General features: G+C 75.7%; 13 protein-coding genes. 7 read left to right on the plus strand and 6 right to left on the minus strand.

The genetic code is table 11. From position 1 onward, the window contains the following. Positions 1-59: 59 nt before the first annotated feature. The 3 genes from K2224_RS34620 to K2224_RS34630 all read left to right on the plus strand — a co-directional run bounded on the left by K2224_RS34620 (position 60) and on the right by K2224_RS34630 (position 1,600). Positions 60-443, plus strand: a complete 384-nt coding sequence (locus tag K2224_RS34620) for a helix-turn-helix domain-containing protein (protein ID WP_221911085.1) — start codon at positions 60-62, stop codon at positions 441-443. A gap of 194 nt (positions 444-637) precedes the next feature. Then, entirely contained in the window at positions 638-1,108 is a 471-nt protein-coding gene (locus K2224_RS34625; RefSeq protein ID WP_221911086.1) for a Dps family protein, read from the plus strand. Between the two features lie 141 nt (positions 1,109-1,249). Beyond that, a complete protein-coding gene (locus K2224_RS34630) occupies positions 1,250-1,600 on the plus strand; it encodes a hypothetical protein (protein ID WP_221911087.1) in 351 nt (116 codons plus the stop codon). 37 nt (positions 1,601-1,637) lie between these two features. Here K2224_RS34630 and K2224_RS34635 read toward each other — a convergent pair whose 3' ends face one another. Next, the gene (locus tag K2224_RS34635) at positions 1,638-2,456 is read right to left on the minus strand and encodes an Fpg/Nei family DNA glycosylase (protein WP_221911088.1); all 819 of its coding nucleotides are present in this window, start codon (positions 2,454-2,456) and stop codon (positions 1,638-1,640) included. A 219-nt stretch (positions 2,457-2,675) separates the two neighbouring features. Continuing rightward, positions 2,676-7,406 carry an ATP-dependent helicase gene (locus K2224_RS34640; RefSeq protein ID WP_221911089.1) on the minus strand — a complete coding sequence of 1,577 codons (4,731 nt, stop codon included), beginning with the start codon at positions 7,404-7,406 and terminating at the stop codon, positions 2,676-2,678. Between the two features lie 132 nt (positions 7,407-7,538). Between K2224_RS34640 and K2224_RS34645 the strand changes: the two genes are divergently transcribed. Genes K2224_RS34645 through K2224_RS34655 form a run of 3 tightly spaced genes read left to right on the plus strand, consistent with a single transcriptional unit; the run spans position 7,539 to position 9,671 of the window. Continuing rightward, entirely contained in the window at positions 7,539-8,438 is a 900-nt protein-coding gene (locus K2224_RS34645; protein WP_221911090.1) for an AraC family transcriptional regulator, read from the plus strand. Between the two features lie 10 nt (positions 8,439-8,448). After that, a complete protein-coding gene (locus K2224_RS34650) occupies positions 8,449-9,366 on the plus strand; it encodes an AzlC family ABC transporter permease (RefSeq protein ID WP_260693655.1) in 918 nt (305 codons plus the stop codon). Continuing rightward, positions 9,363-9,671, plus strand: a complete 309-nt coding sequence (locus tag K2224_RS34655; RefSeq protein WP_221911091.1) for an AzlD domain-containing protein — start codon at positions 9,363-9,365, stop codon at positions 9,669-9,671. The genes K2224_RS34650 and K2224_RS34655 overlap by 4 nt, the downstream gene beginning before the upstream one ends. 46 nt (positions 9,672-9,717) lie before the next feature. On the opposite strand, the gene K2224_RS34660 is transcribed toward K2224_RS34655, so the two are convergent. Then, positions 9,718-10,641 (minus strand): hypothetical protein, encoded by a 924-nt coding sequence (locus K2224_RS34660; protein ID WP_221911092.1) that lies wholly within the window; start codon positions 10,639-10,641, stop codon positions 9,718-9,720. 619 nt (positions 10,642-11,260) lie between these two features. On the opposite strand from K2224_RS34660, the gene K2224_RS34665 reads away from it, so the two are divergent. Further along, on the plus strand, positions 11,261-11,413 hold the full coding sequence (locus K2224_RS34665) for a hypothetical protein (protein WP_221912315.1): 153 nt from the start codon (positions 11,261-11,263) through the stop codon (positions 11,411-11,413). A 76-nt stretch (positions 11,414-11,489) separates the two neighbouring features. Here K2224_RS34665 and K2224_RS41495 read toward each other — a convergent pair whose 3' ends face one another. The 3 genes from K2224_RS41495 to K2224_RS34680 all read right to left on the minus strand — a co-directional run bounded on the left by K2224_RS41495 (position 11,490) and on the right by K2224_RS34680 (position 13,911). After that, the gene (locus K2224_RS41495; RefSeq protein ID WP_221911093.1) at positions 11,490-12,617 is read right to left on the minus strand and encodes a TerD family protein; all 1,128 of its coding nucleotides are present in this window, start codon (positions 12,615-12,617) and stop codon (positions 11,490-11,492) included. 178 nt (positions 12,618-12,795) lie between these two features. Beyond that, complete coding sequence (locus K2224_RS34675) at positions 12,796-13,488, minus strand: lytic transglycosylase domain-containing protein (protein WP_221911094.1); 693 nt, start codon at positions 13,486-13,488, stop codon at positions 12,796-12,798. Between the two features lie 45 nt (positions 13,489-13,533). Continuing rightward, positions 13,534-13,911 carry a metalloregulator ArsR/SmtB family transcription factor gene (locus K2224_RS34680; protein ID WP_221911095.1) on the minus strand — a complete coding sequence of 126 codons (378 nt, stop codon included), beginning with the start codon at positions 13,909-13,911 and terminating at the stop codon, positions 13,534-13,536. Positions 13,912-13,951 lie beyond the last annotated feature (40 nt).

Here is a 13,951-nt window from a genome sequence, read left to right on the forward strand (position 1 = left end):
CGAGGCGGTACGGTGGGGCGAGAAGGATCCGCATCCGAGGTCCGAGGAGGGAGCCAGCGATGATTCTGCTTCGTCGCCTGCTGGGTGACGTGCTGCGCCGACAGCGTCAGCGCCAAGGCCGCACCCTGCGCGAGGTCTCGTCCTCCGCCCGGGTGTCGCTCGGCTACTTGTCCGAGGTCGAGAGGGGCCAGAAGGAGGCGTCCTCCGAGCTGCTCTCGGCGATCTGCGACGCGCTGGATGTGCGCATGTCCGAGCTGATGCGGGAGGTCAGCGACGAGCTGGCGCTCGCCGAGCTGGCCGCGTCCGCGGCCGTGACCGACACGGTGCCGGCACCGGTCCGGCCGAAGCTCAATTCGGTGTCCGTCACGTCCCTGGCCGGTGTGCCGGAGGAGCGCGTGACCATCAAGTCCCCGGCCGACGTCGTGGATGTCGTCGCGGCCTGACACCGCAGACCACGCATACGCGAAGCCCCGGCGGGCAGCAGCCCCGCCGGGGCTTCGCGTATGCCCGTCGGTTCCCGGCCGGGGCCCGGCCGGCCGTCTCCGGGCTGCTCGGTGTGAAGCCCTGGCCCGTACCATGGGGCCAAATCGGAATATTCGCCCGAATATCCTTAATGCACCTGAAAGGGAGTATCTGGATGTCTGTGGTCACAAGCACGCTGTCCGATGAAGCCCGTACCGTCGTCGGCAACGCCCTCCAGGGCGCCCTGGTCGATCTGGTGGATCTCTCCCTGGTCGCCAAGCAGGTGCACTGGAACGTCGTCGGTCCGCGCTTCCGCTCCGTCCACCTCCAGCTCGACGACGTCGTCGCCTCCGCGCGGCAGCACGCCGACACGGTGGCCGAGCGGGCCTCGGCGATCGGGGTCACGCCGGACGGCCGGTGCGCGACGGTCGCCAAGACCAGCGGCATCAGCGAGGCGCCCGACGGCTGGGTCAAGGACGGCGACGTCGTCCGCACGATGGTGGACGCGCTCGGCGCGATCATCGGGCGGATGCGGGAGCGGATCGCCGCCACCGACGAGCCCGACCCGGTCTCCCAGGACATCCTCATCGGCCTCACCGCCGATCTGGAGAAGCACCACTGGATGTTCCAGGCCGAGGCCCACTGACCGTGACCGCGACGCGGTGACCGGTCGCCGACCGGGCCCGCCGCCCGGGACCCGGAGCGCACCGCACGCGCCGGGCGTGCGCCGGTGCGCCCCTGCCGCCGGGCGGCGGGCCCGGTCTAGCGTCGGCCCGAGGAGGCAGGCATGGCGAGGCGTGCGAGGTCCGTGCCGGGACGGTGGATATCCGCGGCGCTCGTCGGGGGCCTGTGGTGGTGGGCGGTGTGCCGGCTGGTTCTGTGGCCGGGGTCGGCGGGGCCGGTGGAGGGCACGGTGGCCGTGGCCGGCTGGGGGCTCAGTCTGCTGCCGGTGCACTGCGTTCCGTGGAACGGGCGGCGCGAGGGCGCCCGGGGCCGCGGTGCGGGGCGCGGTGATGTGACGGCGGCCGTCGAGGCGCGGCTTGTCGAGGCGTGGCGGGGGAGTGCGCCGGGGCGGCTCGTCGAGGGGCGGCGGCGCCGGTCGGGAGAGCGGGCGGAGCGGGGCGGCGGGCCCGAGTGATGCGGGTTTCTGGTGGGTGTGGGTGTGCCTGGTGGGGTCACGGTGAGGGGGAGGGCGGTGCCGCCGGTGGCCGTGGTTGGCAGGTGGGGCACCAGTAGGTGACGCGTTCCTCGGCGGCGGGGTCCTGGTCGGCGGTGCGTACGGGCGTGCCGCAGCGCAGACAGGGGCGGCCGGCGCGGCCGTAGACCCACAGCCGGCGGTCGGGGCGGTACCCCCACGGGGTCGTGATCCGGGCGGGGCGGTTCCTGTTGGCCTCCAGTAGCTTCCGGGCGAGCGCCGGGGCGCGCTCGGGTGCGGTGAGGCGGCCGACCGGGAGCCAGGGGGAGGCGCCGAGCAGGAAGCACAGCTCGGATTTGTAGACATTGCCGATGCCGGCGAGGTTGCGCTGGTCGAGCAGGGCCTCGCCGAGGGGCCGGTCGGGCGCGGTGAGCAGCCGTCGCAGGGCCTCGGCGGGGTCCCAGTCCGGGCCCAGCAGATCCGGGCCGAGATGGCCGGTGACCTGGGACTCGTCAGCGGTGCGCAGGAGTTCCAGGACCGGGAGGCGGTAGCCGACGGCGGTGTGCGCGGCGGTGCCGAGGATCGCCCGGATCTGGTGCGCGGGGCCGCCGCGCCAGCGCTCGGCCGGGGCGTAGATCTTCCAGGCGCCGTCCATCCGCAGATGGGAGTGGAGGGTGAGGCCGCCCTCGAAGCGGGTGAGCAGGTGCTTGCCGTGGGGGACCACCGCGAGCACCGTGCGGCCGGTGAGGTCCACCGTGGCCAGGCGGGGGACGCGCAGGTCGCAGCGGGTCAGCGGGCTGCCGGCCAGCGCCTGGTGGAGACGGTGGGCCAGCCGCCAGACGGTGTCGCCTTCGGGCATGGGGCCATCATGCACCGGCGGGTGGGGGAGTTGTCGTGCACCGCGGGGTGGGGGCCGGCGGACGGGACGGGCGGGGCGGCCTGGTGCTGTGGTCCGGTGCCGGTACGGGGCCTGGGCCTGGGCCGGTGCGGGTCCTGCTTCCGGTCCGTTGCGCGTCCCGTCCCGTCCCGCCCTGTGTCCGTCCGGCCCGCCCGGCCCCGGGCCCGCGGGCGGCCCGGGTCAGCCGCGTAGGCGCAGGCCCCGGGGCGTCGGGTGGAAGCCCGCGGCTTCCAGGATCGGTGCGAAGGGGGAGGTGAGGGCGGCGGTGCCGTTGATGCGCTCGGTGGTGAGGGTGCCGACGGCGCCGGCCCGGGCGGCGTCGGTGAGGGCTTCGACGGCGGACCGGAGACGGGGGTCGGCGGCGGCCTCGGCGGGGTCCGGGCCCAACGGCCATATCAGCAGGGTCTTGCCGCCGCGCTCCAGATAGAGCGCCAGCTCGCCGTCGACGAGGACGACCAGGGAGCCCGCCTTGCGGCCCGGCTTGTGGGTGGCCCCCTCGGGCGGCTCGGGCCAGGACAGGGCGGCGCCGTAGGCGTTGGCCGGATCGGCGGCGGCGAGGACCAGGGCGCGGCGGGGCTGCCCGGGGCCGGTGTCAGGGAACGGGGCGGCGGCGCCGCGCTCCCGCTGGGTGCTGATCGCGCGCAGCCGGTCCACCGCGCCGTCCATCGCGAACTGGGCGGCGCCCAGCCCCTCGACGACATAGCCGCGGCGGGCCTGCCCGGACTCCTCGAAGGCGGACAGCACGCGATACGCGGCGGAGAAGCCGCCGGCGCCCCCCTCGGCGGCGACCGCGCCGCGGGTGACGATGCCGTGCCGGTCCAGGAGCGTACGGGCCAGGGCGTGGGCGCGGTGGGTCGGATCGGGCTCGGGGGCCGGCAGCAGCGACCAACGGCCGCCGACCGTCGGCGGGCCGGAGCGCGAGGCCGTGGGGCGGGCGGCCGCGGTCAGCGTGCCGTACCTGCCGCGGGGGACGGTGCGGCGGGCGCGGTGGGCCGTGGAGCCCGCGGTGCGGCCCGAGCCGAGCAGGGCGCGCAGCGGGGCCAGGGTGTCGTTGGTGAGCCGGCCCGACCAGGCCAGCTCCCACAGGGCGTCGGCGAGTTGCGGATCGGTGGCCTCCGGGTGCGTGGTGGCGCGGACCTGGTCGGCGATCTGCCGGAAGAACAGGCCGTAACCGGGGGCGAGGGCGGTCAGCACGGACTCGTGCAGCGCGGAGAGCTCCAGGGGCAGCGGGGGCGGGAGCAACAGGGGCGCGGCGTCGGCGAGATGGAGGGAGAGCCAGCCGTCCTTGCCGGGCAGGGCACCGGCGCCGGCCCAGAGCACCTCGCCGGTGGAGGTCAACTCGTCCAGCAGGGCCGGGGTGTAGCCGCCGACCCGGGACGGCAGGATCAGCTTCTCCAGGGCGGAGGCCGGCACCGGGGCGCCCTGGAGCTGCTCGACGGCGCGGACCAGGCCGTCGATGCCGCGCAGCCCGGACGAGCCGGCGACCGGTGGCGCGGGCGCCCCGGAGAGAGGTGCCGGGCGTGGCGCGCCGACGTGCTGCCACTGGGGGAGGAAGGCGGCCAGCGCGGCGGGCGGCACCGGCTCCAACTCCTCGCGCAGCGCGGCCAGCGAGCGGCGGCGCAGCCGGCGCAGCACCTGGGCGTCGCACCACTCCTGGCCGCCGGTCCCCTCCGGGTGGAACTCCCCTTGGACGAGGCGGCCGGCGGCGGCCAGGCGCTGGAGGGCGCCGTCGGTGACGGCGGTGCCGAGGCCGAAGCGGGCGGCGGCCTGCTCGGAGGTGAACGGGCCGTGGGTGCGGGCATAACGGGACAGCAGATCGCCCAGCGGGTCCTTGACCGGCTCGGTGAACGACTCGGGGACGCCGACCGGGAGCGCGGTGCCCAGGGCGTCCCTGAGCCGGCCGGCGTCCTCGACGGCGGCCCAGTGCTCGGCGCCGGCGATCCGCACCCGGATGGCGCGCCGGGCGGCGGCCAGCTCTCCGGCCCAGGCGGGCTCCGCGCCGCGCTCGGTCAACTCGGTGTCGGTCAGCGGCCCGAGCAGCCGCAGGACGTCGGCGACGCCCTCGACGTCCTTGACGCGGCGGGCCTCGGTGCGCCACTGCAGCTCGGCCTCCAGCTCCGCCAGCACCTGCGCGTCCAGCAGCTCGCGCAGCTCGGCCCGGCCCAGCAGCTCGGCCAGCAGCCGGGAGTCCAGGGACAGCGCGGCGGCCCGGCGCTCGGCGAGCGGGGAGTCGCCCTCGTAGAGGAACTGGGCGACGTAGCCGAAGAGCAGGGAGCGGGCGAACGGGGACGGCTCCGGGGTCGTGACCTCCACCAGGCGGACCCGGCGGGCCTCGATGTCGGCCATCAGCTCCGTCAGCCCGGGAACGTCGAAGACGTCCTGGAGGCATTCGCGGACCGCCTCCAGGACGATCGGGAACGAGCCGAACTCGCTGGCCACCTGGAGGAGTTGGGCGGCGCGCTGGCGCTGCTGCCACAGCGGGGTGCGCTTGCCGGGGCTGCGGCGGGGCAGCAGCAGGGCGCGGGCCGCGCACTCCCGGAAGCGGGAGGCGAACAGCGCGGAGCCGCCGACCTGGTCCGTGACGAGCTGGTCGACCTCGCCGTGCTCGAAGACCACGTCGGCGGCGCCCACCGGGGACTGCTCGGGGTCGTACTCGGCGCGGTCCGCGGCGCCGAAGCCGCCGTCGCCGTCGAGGAGGTCCAGGCCCATCAGGTCGGCGTCCGGGAGCCGCAGCACGATGCCGTCGTCGGCGTGCATCACCTGGGCGTCCAGGCCGTAGCGCTCGGCGAGGCGGGCACCCAGCGCCAGCGCCCAGGGGGCGTGCACCTGCGCGCCGAAGGGGGAGTGGACGACGATGCGCCAGTCGCCCAGCTCGTCCCGGAAGCGCTCGACGACGATGGTGCGGTCGTCCGGGACATGGCCGCAGGACTGGCGCTGCTCGGCGAGATAGGCCAGGACGTTGGAGACCGCCCGGTCGTCGAGCCCGGCGGCGGCGAGCCGGGTGCCGGCGTCCTCGGGGGAGAGCGAGCCGATCTCCCGGAGGAACGCGCCCAGCGCACGGCCCAGTTCGAGCGGGCGGCCGAGCTGGTCGCCCTTCCAGAACGGCAGTCGGCCGGGTACGCCGGGGGCGGGGGTGACCAGGACGCGGTCGCGGGTGATGTCCTCGATGCGCCAGGACGTCGTGCCGAGGGTGAAGACGTCGCCCACGCGGGACTCGTAGACCATCTCCTCGTCGAGCTCTCCCACCCGGCGCCCGCCGCCCTTGGCGGAGCTCTCGCCGGCGAGGAAGACGCCGAACAGGCCGCGGTCCGGGATCGTGCCGCCGGACGTGACGGCCAGCCGCTGGGCACCCGGGCGGCCGGTGACGGTCTGTGCGACGCGGTCCCAGACCAGGCGCGGGCGCAGCTCGGCGAAGGCGTCGGACGGATAGCGCCCGGCGAGCATGTCCAGCACGGCGGTGAAGGCGGACTCCGGGAGCGCGGCGAACGGGGCCGCCCGACGGACCACCGCGAGCAGCTCCGTGACGTCCCAGGTCTCCATCGCGGCCATCGCGACCAGCTGTTGGGCCAGCACGTCCAGGGGATTGGCGGGCACCCGCAGCGCCTCGATGGCGCCCGCGCGCATCCGCTCGGTGACCACCGCGGACTGCACCAGATCGCCGCGGTACTTGGGGAAGACGATGCCCTTGGACACCGCGCCGACCTGGTGGCCGGCCCGGCCCACCCGCTGGAGACCGGAGGCCACCGACGGCGGCGACTCCACCTGGACGACGAGGTCGACGGCGCCCATGTCGATGCCCAGCTCCAGACTGGACGTGGCGACCACCGCCGGCAGCCGGCCGGCCTTGAGGTCCTCCTCCACCAGGGCGCGCTGCTCCTTGGAGACCGAGCCGTGGTGGGCGCGGGCCAGCAGCGGCGGGGCGCCCCTGGCGGCGCCGGCCTCGGCCATCAGCTCGGCGGGGGAGTGGTGCTCCGGGAGCGGCTCGCCCATGGCGCGCTCGTAGGCGATCTCGTTGAGGCGGTTGCACAAACGCTCGGCGAGGCGGCGGGAGTTGGCGAAGACGATCGTGGAGCGGTGGGCCTGGACGAGATCGGCGATCCGCTCCTCGACCTGCGGCCAGATGGACGGCTTCTCGCCCGTCTCGCCCTCCTGGACGGGGGCGCTGCCGAGCTCTCCCATGTCCTCCACCGGGACGACCACCGAGAGGTCGAACCGCTTGCCGGAGGGCGGCTGGACGATCTCCACCCGGCGCCGCGGCGACAGATAGCGGGCCACCTCCTCCACCGGGCGGACCGTCGCGGACAGGCCGATCCGGCGCGCCGGGCGGTCCAGCAGCTCGTCGAGGCGCTCCAGGGACAGCGCCAGATGGGCGCCGCGCTTGGTGCCGGCGACCGCGTGCACCTCGTCCACGATGACCGTCTCGACGCCGGCCAGCGCCTCCCGGGCGGCGGACGTCAGCATCAGGAACAGCGACTCGGGCGTGGTGATGAGGATGTCCGGCGGGCGGGAGGCCAGCGCGCGGCGCTCGGCGGCCGGGGTGTCGCCGGAGCGGATGCCGACGCGGAGGTCCGGCTCCGGCAGCCCGAGGCGGACCGACTCCTGGCGGATGCCCGTCAGCGGGCTGCGCAGATTCCGCTCCACGTCGACGGCGAGGGCCTTCAGGGGCGAGACGTACAGCACCCGGCAGCGCTTCTTCGGCTCGGCCGGCGGTGGGGTGCTCGCCAGCGCGTCCAGCGACGCCAGGAACGCGGCCAGCGTCTTGCCGGAGCCCGTCGGCGCCACCACCAGGACGTCGGACCCCGCGGCGATCGCCCGCCAGGCGCCCTCCTGTGCGGCGGTGGGCGCGCGGAACGCCCCGGCGAACCAGCCGCGGGTCGCGGGCGAGAACGAATCGAGCGCTGCCTCGGTCATGTTCCCCATCGTGCACCGGACCACTGACAATCGGTCCGGAGCCGGCCGCGGCCGCGCCGCGGACCGGCCCCGCGGCCGTCCAGGGTGCGGACGCCCCGCCGCCCGGCCGCCCGGCACCCGCACAATGAGGGCATGGCCATGATCGACGCGGACGGTGCGCGGACCGCGCCGCGGGCCCGCGACGAGTGGGCGCGCCACTGGCACCACCCCGGGCTGCCCGGTCTCGACCTGCTGCGTGCCCGCTACGTCCGGCACTCCTTCCCCCGCCACGCCCACGACGGCTACGTGCTGTGCGCGGTCACCTCCGGGATCGAGGCGATCGGCCTGCGGGACGGCGTCGTCCGGGCGGGTCCCGGGGCCATCGTGATGATCAATCCGGAGGTGCCGCACACCGCGCAGGCCGGCGCCCCCGAGGGCTGGGCCTACGCCACGCTCTACCCCTCGACGGAGCTCGTCGCCGGGATCGCCCGGGAGACCACCGGGCTGCGCGGTACGGCGGGCTTCGTCCGGACCGTCGCCGACGAGCCCGGCGTCGCCCGGCTGATCGCCGGTGTCCACCGGGCCGCCGAGGCCGGCAACGCACTGGCCGCCGACAGCCTGCTGCGCGGCGTCGTGGCCCGCCTGCTGCGCGGCCACGGGGGCGCGCAGCCCTCCCGGGCCGTCCCTTCGGCGGGCGCCCGTACCGCCGCCCGGGCCCGTGCCGTCCTGGAGGAGCGGATGGCCGAACCGCCCACCCTGGAGGAACTCGCTTCGGAGCTGGGTACCGGGCCGTTCGCGCTGCTGCGGGCCTTCCGGGCCGTGTACGGGATGCCGCCGCACACCTGGCTCACCGACGCCCGGGTGCGGCGGGCCAGGCTGCTCCTGGAAGCCGGCACGCCGCCCGCCGAGGCGGCCGTGGCGGTCGGCTTCACCGACCAGCCGCACCTGAACCGGCACTTCACCCGGATCGTCGGGGTGGCGCCGGGCGCCTACCGCAGGGAGCGCGCGGCGGGCGCAAGAACGTACAAGACCGCCGGGGAGGCCGCTTCCTAGTCTCCGGGGCATGGCAGAACAGACCGACAGCGCAGCGACCCCGGAGGCCGGGCGGCCCGTACCCGTGACCGCGAGGACCGACCCCGCAGGGCGCGCGGAGATACGCACAGCCCAGGTCCGCGCCTTCGAACGACCGGCCCCTGGGGCCCATGGCGAACCACCGCCCGAATCGGAGCGGCCCGCCGCCGCGGTCATCCGGGACGCGCTGGGCGTCGGCGTCGCCGTGGGGCTCTCCGGCTTCGCCTTCGGCGTCACCTCCGCCGGCGCCGGGCTCTCCCTGTGGCAGAGCTGCGCCCTGAGCCTCCTGGTCTTCACCGGGGCCTCGCAGTTCGCCCTGGTGGGCGCGCTCGCCGCGGGCGGCAACCCGTACACCGCCGCGGCCGGCGCCTTCTTCCTGGGCGTCCGCAACGCCTTCTACGGGCTGCGGCTCTCCGCCGTCCTCGGCTACCGGGGCGCGGCCCGGCCGCTGGCCGCCCACTGGGTCATCGACGAGACCACCGCCGTCACACTGGCCCAGCCCGGCCGGCGCAGCGCGCGGCTGGGCTTCACCGTCACCGGGCTGTCGCTGTACGTCCTGTGGAACCTCACCACGCTCGCCGGCGCGCTGGGGGCCCGGGCGCTCGGCGACACCGCCGCCTGGGGCCTGGACGCGGCCGGCCCCGCGGTCTTCGTGGCGCTGCTCGCGCCGATGCTGCGGACCGCCGTGGAGCGGTGCACGGCCGGCCTCGCCGTACTGCTGCTCATGGTGACGCTGCCGGTTCTGCCGGCGGGCGTGCCGGTGCTGCTCTCGGCGCTCGCCGCGCCCGCGGTACTCGCCTTCCAGGGACGGCGGCGGACGTCCGCCGCACGGGAGACGGCCCCCGCCGGGCCGTCGTCACAGGAGCGGGCCGACGCGGACCGCGGCACTCCGGGGGAGGACCGGGCATGAACGTCTGGATCGCGATCGGCGTCACCGCCGTCGGCTGCTACCTCGTCAAGTTCCTCGGCCTGTCGGCGCCCGCCGGCCTTCTGGAACGCCCTCTCGTCAAGCGGCTGGCCGCGCTGCTCCCGGTGGCCCTGCTGGCCGCGCTGACCGCCCAGCAGACCTTCGGCGACGGGCGGCACCTGATGCTGGACGCCAAGGCCGCCGGGGTCGCCGCCGCCGTTGTGGCGCTGCTGCTGCGCGCCCCGTTCCTGCTGATCGTCGCCGTCGCGGTGGCGGTCACCGCGGGGGTGCGCGCCCTGGGCGGGTGACGCGGCCGTCGGGCCACCGTGGGGCCGGCGGCTCGGTCCCCGCCCGTCAGCCGAGGGGCCGCCCGTAGGCCCGGAGCGTCAGCAGCGCCTCCAGGGTGACCACCGGGCGGCCCTCCAGCTCCGTACCGGGCGCCCAGAGGCGCCAGTTGACGGGCCATCCGCCGTCCGCCCCCTGGAGCGCGACGAGGTGGTCCAGGGCCCGGTCCATCTCCTGGTCGGTGAACCAGCCGCGGGCCAGGGAATCGGGCGAGGCGGCGAAGTCGTAGGCGAAGTGGTGCTCCCCGGGGGCGTATCCCTCGGACACCGGGGCCTCGTCCGCCCGGGCCGGGTCCAGCACGACCAGCCCCTGCTCCCGTACCAGCCGGCCCAGCCGCCGCGCCGCCGCGGCCGCGCGCGGCCGGTCCGGGGCACCGTTCAGGAACGCCACCGCGGCCGCGGCCTCGTAGGGATGGGTGCGCTCCAGGGATTCCACGGTCGCCCAGCAGTAGTCCGTGGCCCGGAACAGCCAGGCGTGCCACACCTGGTTGCGGTGCAGCAGTCCCACCACCGGGCCGGTCGCCAGCAGCGCGCTCGGCGGGGCGTCCACCACGGGGATCCAGGGCGCGGCCGGGTAGCCGCGCAGGGAGGGGTGCACGGCGGGCAGCGCCCCGTCGGGGGTCGAGATCCGCGTCAGATAGCGGCAGATCCCCTCCACCCGGCGGCCGTCGCACCGCCCGATGCGGTCCAGGACCTTCAGCGCGTGTGCGGTGTGCAGCGGTTGGCTGACCGGGCCGCGCAGGTCGGGTTCCAGGGCGTGGCCGTAGCCGTCGTCGTCGTTGCGGTACGCGGTGAGCGCGGTCTCGACCGGGTCCGCGCCGCCGCCGAGGAAGTGGTACGCGAAGAGGCGCTGCTCCAGCACCCGGGCGGTCAGCCAGACGAAGTGCTCGGCGCGCGCCAGAGGGGTCGCTGGGGGGCTTACGTTTTCGGCCATGGCCCGACCGTAGGGGCCAGATCCCGCTGCGGCACGGGCACCGGGCCCGGTGCCCTCCCAGGGCGGGACCCTGGAGGCATGCGGTTGACGATCTCCGCGGCGGCCGCGCGGGCGTCTCCGGAGGTGGACGGGGATTGCGGGTTCGCGGCGCGCATGCCGCGATGCCGCGCCTGAAGGGTCAACTCCCGCTGCACCGGCGCCTGTTCCTGGACCTCGTGCGACTCGCCTCCGCGGCATGTCGTCCGGCGGGCCGCTGACCCTGCCCCGTTCGCCCCTTTCACTCGCCTTCGTCCCAGGCGTCAGTCGTCCCAGGTGTCAATCGTCCCGGGCGTCAGTCGTCCCGGACGAAGGCCGGACCCTCGTGCCCGGCCACCGCCTTCGGGCACCGGAGGCGACCAGGCCCCCTGGTCGCCTCGGCCGCCCTGGATGCCGCTGGTTCCCGCGTCGGCCAACCGGAACGGGCCCCAACCGACCGTCCCGACAGGGCGGTTGGCGGGCCGCCGTCCCCTACTGCCGACGTCGTTGCCCTGAGGCCCGCGTGGGCGCCGTCCCGCCCGCGTCGCCGACACCACCGGCCGACGGCGCGCAGCCTCCCCTTCGCGACCCCTGGAGCCGATCCATGCCCCTGCGCCGCACCCGCGCCCTCGCCGCCGCCCCGCCCGCCACCTCGTACCTCGCCGCGGGCAGGGCCGGGGCCATGCACGGCGACACCGCCTCCTCGGACACCACGCCCCGCCGCGTCACCGGGGTGGTGCGGATCGCGCCGCGGTAGCCCGCACGCGACGGCGCCCGGCCGTCCCCACGGGGCGCGGCCGGGCGCGACGGCGGTCATGCCGTGCGGCGGACCGTCAGTACTCGTCGCCCTCGTAGTAGTTGTTGACGACCACCTCGGGCTCGTCGTCGTCGAACGCCTCGTTCAGCAGCGCGCCGCCCACGAGGCCGGCGGCACCGGCGCCGATCAGCGCGCCGGCGCCGAAGCGCCGGCCGCCGCCCTGCTGGTGGTCCGGCTGCTGCGGGTAGCCCTGCTGGGGGTAGCCCGGCTGCGCCTGCTGCGGGTAGCCCGGCTGGGCCGCCTGCGGATAGCCGGCCTGGGCCGGGGTGTAGAACGGCGGCGCGGTGGTCTGCACCCGCTGTGCGCAACCGCCGCAGGTCTGGATCTGCCGCGGCACGCCCCACTGCGGGGACCACATCACGGGCGTCATCCCGGGGCCGTGGTTGGGGTCGAAGAAGCAGGTCATGTCGGAACTTCCTGTCGGTTGCGGTGATGTGCCAGAGGTGCGGCCCGATCCGGCCGGGACCGCTCCGGCGGCGGTCGCCACGGCCACGGACGTCGCCGTGGGCGTGGGCGGTGCCGGCGGGGCGGCGGGGCCGGTGGGCGTTGTGGGGGCCGCGGGGGCCGGGTCGGAGCGCAGTACGTCGACGCCGTAGTCCTGCGCGATGCCGGCGAGCCCGGAGGCGTAGCCCTGCCCGATGGCACGGAACTTCCAGTCTGTGCCGTGGCGGTACAGCTCGCCGAAGACCATGGCGGTCTCGGTGGCGGCCTGGCCGGAGAGGTCGAAGCGGGCCAGTTCGGCGCCGCCGGCCTGGTCGACCACGCGGATGTAGGCGCTGCCGAGCTGGCCGAAATTCTGCCGGCGCTGCTCGGCCTCGTAGATCGAGACCGGGAAGACGATCTTGGCGACCTCCGGGGGGACCGCGGCCAGGTCCACCTCGATCTGCTCCCGGTCCTCGCCGGTGGGGCGGCTGCCGGAGTGCCGCACCGAACCGTCCGGGCTGGTGAGGTTGTTGAAGAAGACGAAGTGCTGGTCGGAGAGGACCGCGCCGGACGCGCCGCACAGCAGGGCGCTGGCGTCCAGGTCGTGGCCGGTCCCCGCGACGGCCGCCACCTGCCAGCCCAGCCCCACCCTGACGGCGGTCAGACCCGGGGCCTGTTTGCTGAGCGACACATTGCCGCCCTTGGTCAGGGCCACGCCCATGAGTTCCTCCATCACGTTCCCGGCATCAGGCGTCCGTGGGCTACAACGCCGAGGAAACCGGCAAGGTTCCCTGTCTTGCGCAATGCTTGAAGTATGCGGCTGAGGCGGCGTCAAGAGGGCATCGGCACCGCGTCCTGACGCCTTCCTGTCGCCGTTCTGTCACCGTTCGGTGGTTTCGTCACCGGGCGACGGCCCGCCCGGCTTGGTCCCAGTTGTCGTGCAGCCGCTCCAGGTAGGAGCCGGCCTGGGCGCCCGGCGCGACGCCGCGGGCGAAGGCGAGCATGTTGCCGGCGCCGGCGTTGTAGCCCAGGGCCAGCAGGTCGTCCCGGGTGAGCCCGGCGGGGCGGTGCGCGGGCAGCCGGCGGTCCAGGTCGTGCAGGTACCACGCGGCCGCCTGCACGGCGAGGTTGCGGTCGTCGGGCAACTCCTCCCACGACCGGCCGGCGAAGTCCCGGCCGCGCTTGACCTCGTCGAAGGCGGCCCGGTGCATGTTGGCGATCCCGAACGCCGCGTCGGGCTTGTAGCGCTGCCAGGCCCGCTCCAGCGCCGGATCGTGCGGCTTGTACGCCTCGTTGTAGAGGATCGCCATCAGCAAGTGGGGGTGGATGCCGGCCGCCGCCGCGTACTTGCGCACCGCGGCGGCGCAGTCGGCCGGGTCGTAGCTCCCGTCCACCCGCGGAGCCGGGGCACCGCCACCGGGTGACGCGGACGGTTCCGTGCCCGGTCTGGCGGAGGCGGTGGCGGACGGCGTGGTGGACGGGCCCGGTGCGGCTGCCGGGTCGGAGTGCCGGTCCGTGTGTGTCAGCGCCCAGAGCGCCAGGGCGGCGCCGGGCAGCACCAACCACCGCCACCGCACCCGGGATCCCGCCATCTCTCGCTCCTTCCGACGTCCGCCGCTGCGGCGCGCGGCCGCCGCTCAGCCGCCCAGCCGGCGGAGCCCGGCCGGCGCGGTGTACGCCTCGCGGGCGGTGAGCTGGTCGACGAGGGTGCGCATCATCGCGACGGTGTCCGGGTCGTCGACGACGTAGACGACCCGGCGGCCCTCGCGGCGGGAGCGGACCAGGCCGGCGAGCTTGAGTTTGGACAGGTGCTGGCTGATGGCGGGCAGGGCGCCGCCGACGCGTTCGGCGAGTCCGCTGACGTCGCTCTCGCCCTGGGCCAGCGCCCAGACGATGTGCAGCCGTGGGGGAGAGGCCAGCAGCCCGAACAGCGCGGCCGCCTCGCCCAGCACCTCGGGGGACGGGTCGGCCACCGCGCCCGTTCCCTGCCCCGCGCCCTTGATGCTCTCCACCACTGCGGCTCTCCCCGTTCGTCGCCCCCGGTGGGGCCAGTCT

The sequence above is a fragment of the Streptomyces sp. BHT-5-2 genome (assembly GCF_019774615.1).
In the GTDB taxonomy this organism is placed as follows: domain Bacteria; phylum Actinomycetota; class Actinomycetes; order Streptomycetales; family Streptomycetaceae; genus Streptomyces.

What these genes read in the sequence shown, in the direction of transcription:
- K2224_RS34660 (WP_221911092.1), bottom strand. Translation starts at nt 10,641, where the DNA reads ATGGCCGAAAACGTAAGCCCCCCAGCGACCCCTCTGGCGCGCGCCGAG.
- K2224_RS34630 (WP_221911087.1), top strand. Translation starts at nt 1,250, where the DNA reads ATGGCGAGGCGTGCGAGGTCCGTGCCGGGACGGTGGATATCCGCGGCG.
- K2224_RS34635 (WP_221911088.1), bottom strand. Translation starts at nt 2,456, where the DNA reads ATGCCCGAAGGCGACACCGTCTGGCGGCTGGCCCACCGTCTCCACCAG.
- K2224_RS34645 (WP_221911090.1), top strand. Translation starts at nt 7,539, where the DNA reads ATGGCCATGATCGACGCGGACGGTGCGCGGACCGCGCCGCGGGCCCGC.
- K2224_RS34625 (WP_221911086.1), top strand. Translation starts at nt 638, where the DNA reads ATGTCTGTGGTCACAAGCACGCTGTCCGATGAAGCCCGTACCGTCGTC.
- K2224_RS34665 (WP_221912315.1), top strand. Translation starts at nt 11,261, where the DNA reads ATGCCCCTGCGCCGCACCCGCGCCCTCGCCGCCGCCCCGCCCGCCACC.
- K2224_RS34640 (WP_221911089.1), bottom strand. Translation starts at nt 7,406, where the DNA reads ATGACCGAGGCAGCGCTCGATTCGTTCTCGCCCGCGACCCGCGGCTGG.
- K2224_RS41495 (WP_221911093.1), bottom strand. Translation starts at nt 12,617, where the DNA reads ATGGGCGTGGCCCTGACCAAGGGCGGCAATGTGTCGCTCAGCAAACAG.
- K2224_RS34655 (WP_221911091.1), top strand. Translation starts at nt 9,363, where the DNA reads ATGAACGTCTGGATCGCGATCGGCGTCACCGCCGTCGGCTGCTACCTC.
- K2224_RS34650 (WP_260693655.1), top strand. Translation starts at nt 8,449, where the DNA reads ATGGCAGAACAGACCGACAGCGCAGCGACCCCGGAGGCCGGGCGGCCC.
- K2224_RS34675 (WP_221911094.1), bottom strand. Translation starts at nt 13,488, where the DNA reads ATGGCGGGATCCCGGGTGCGGTGGCGGTGGTTGGTGCTGCCCGGCGCC.
- K2224_RS34620 (WP_221911085.1), top strand. Translation starts at nt 60, where the DNA reads ATGATTCTGCTTCGTCGCCTGCTGGGTGACGTGCTGCGCCGACAGCGT.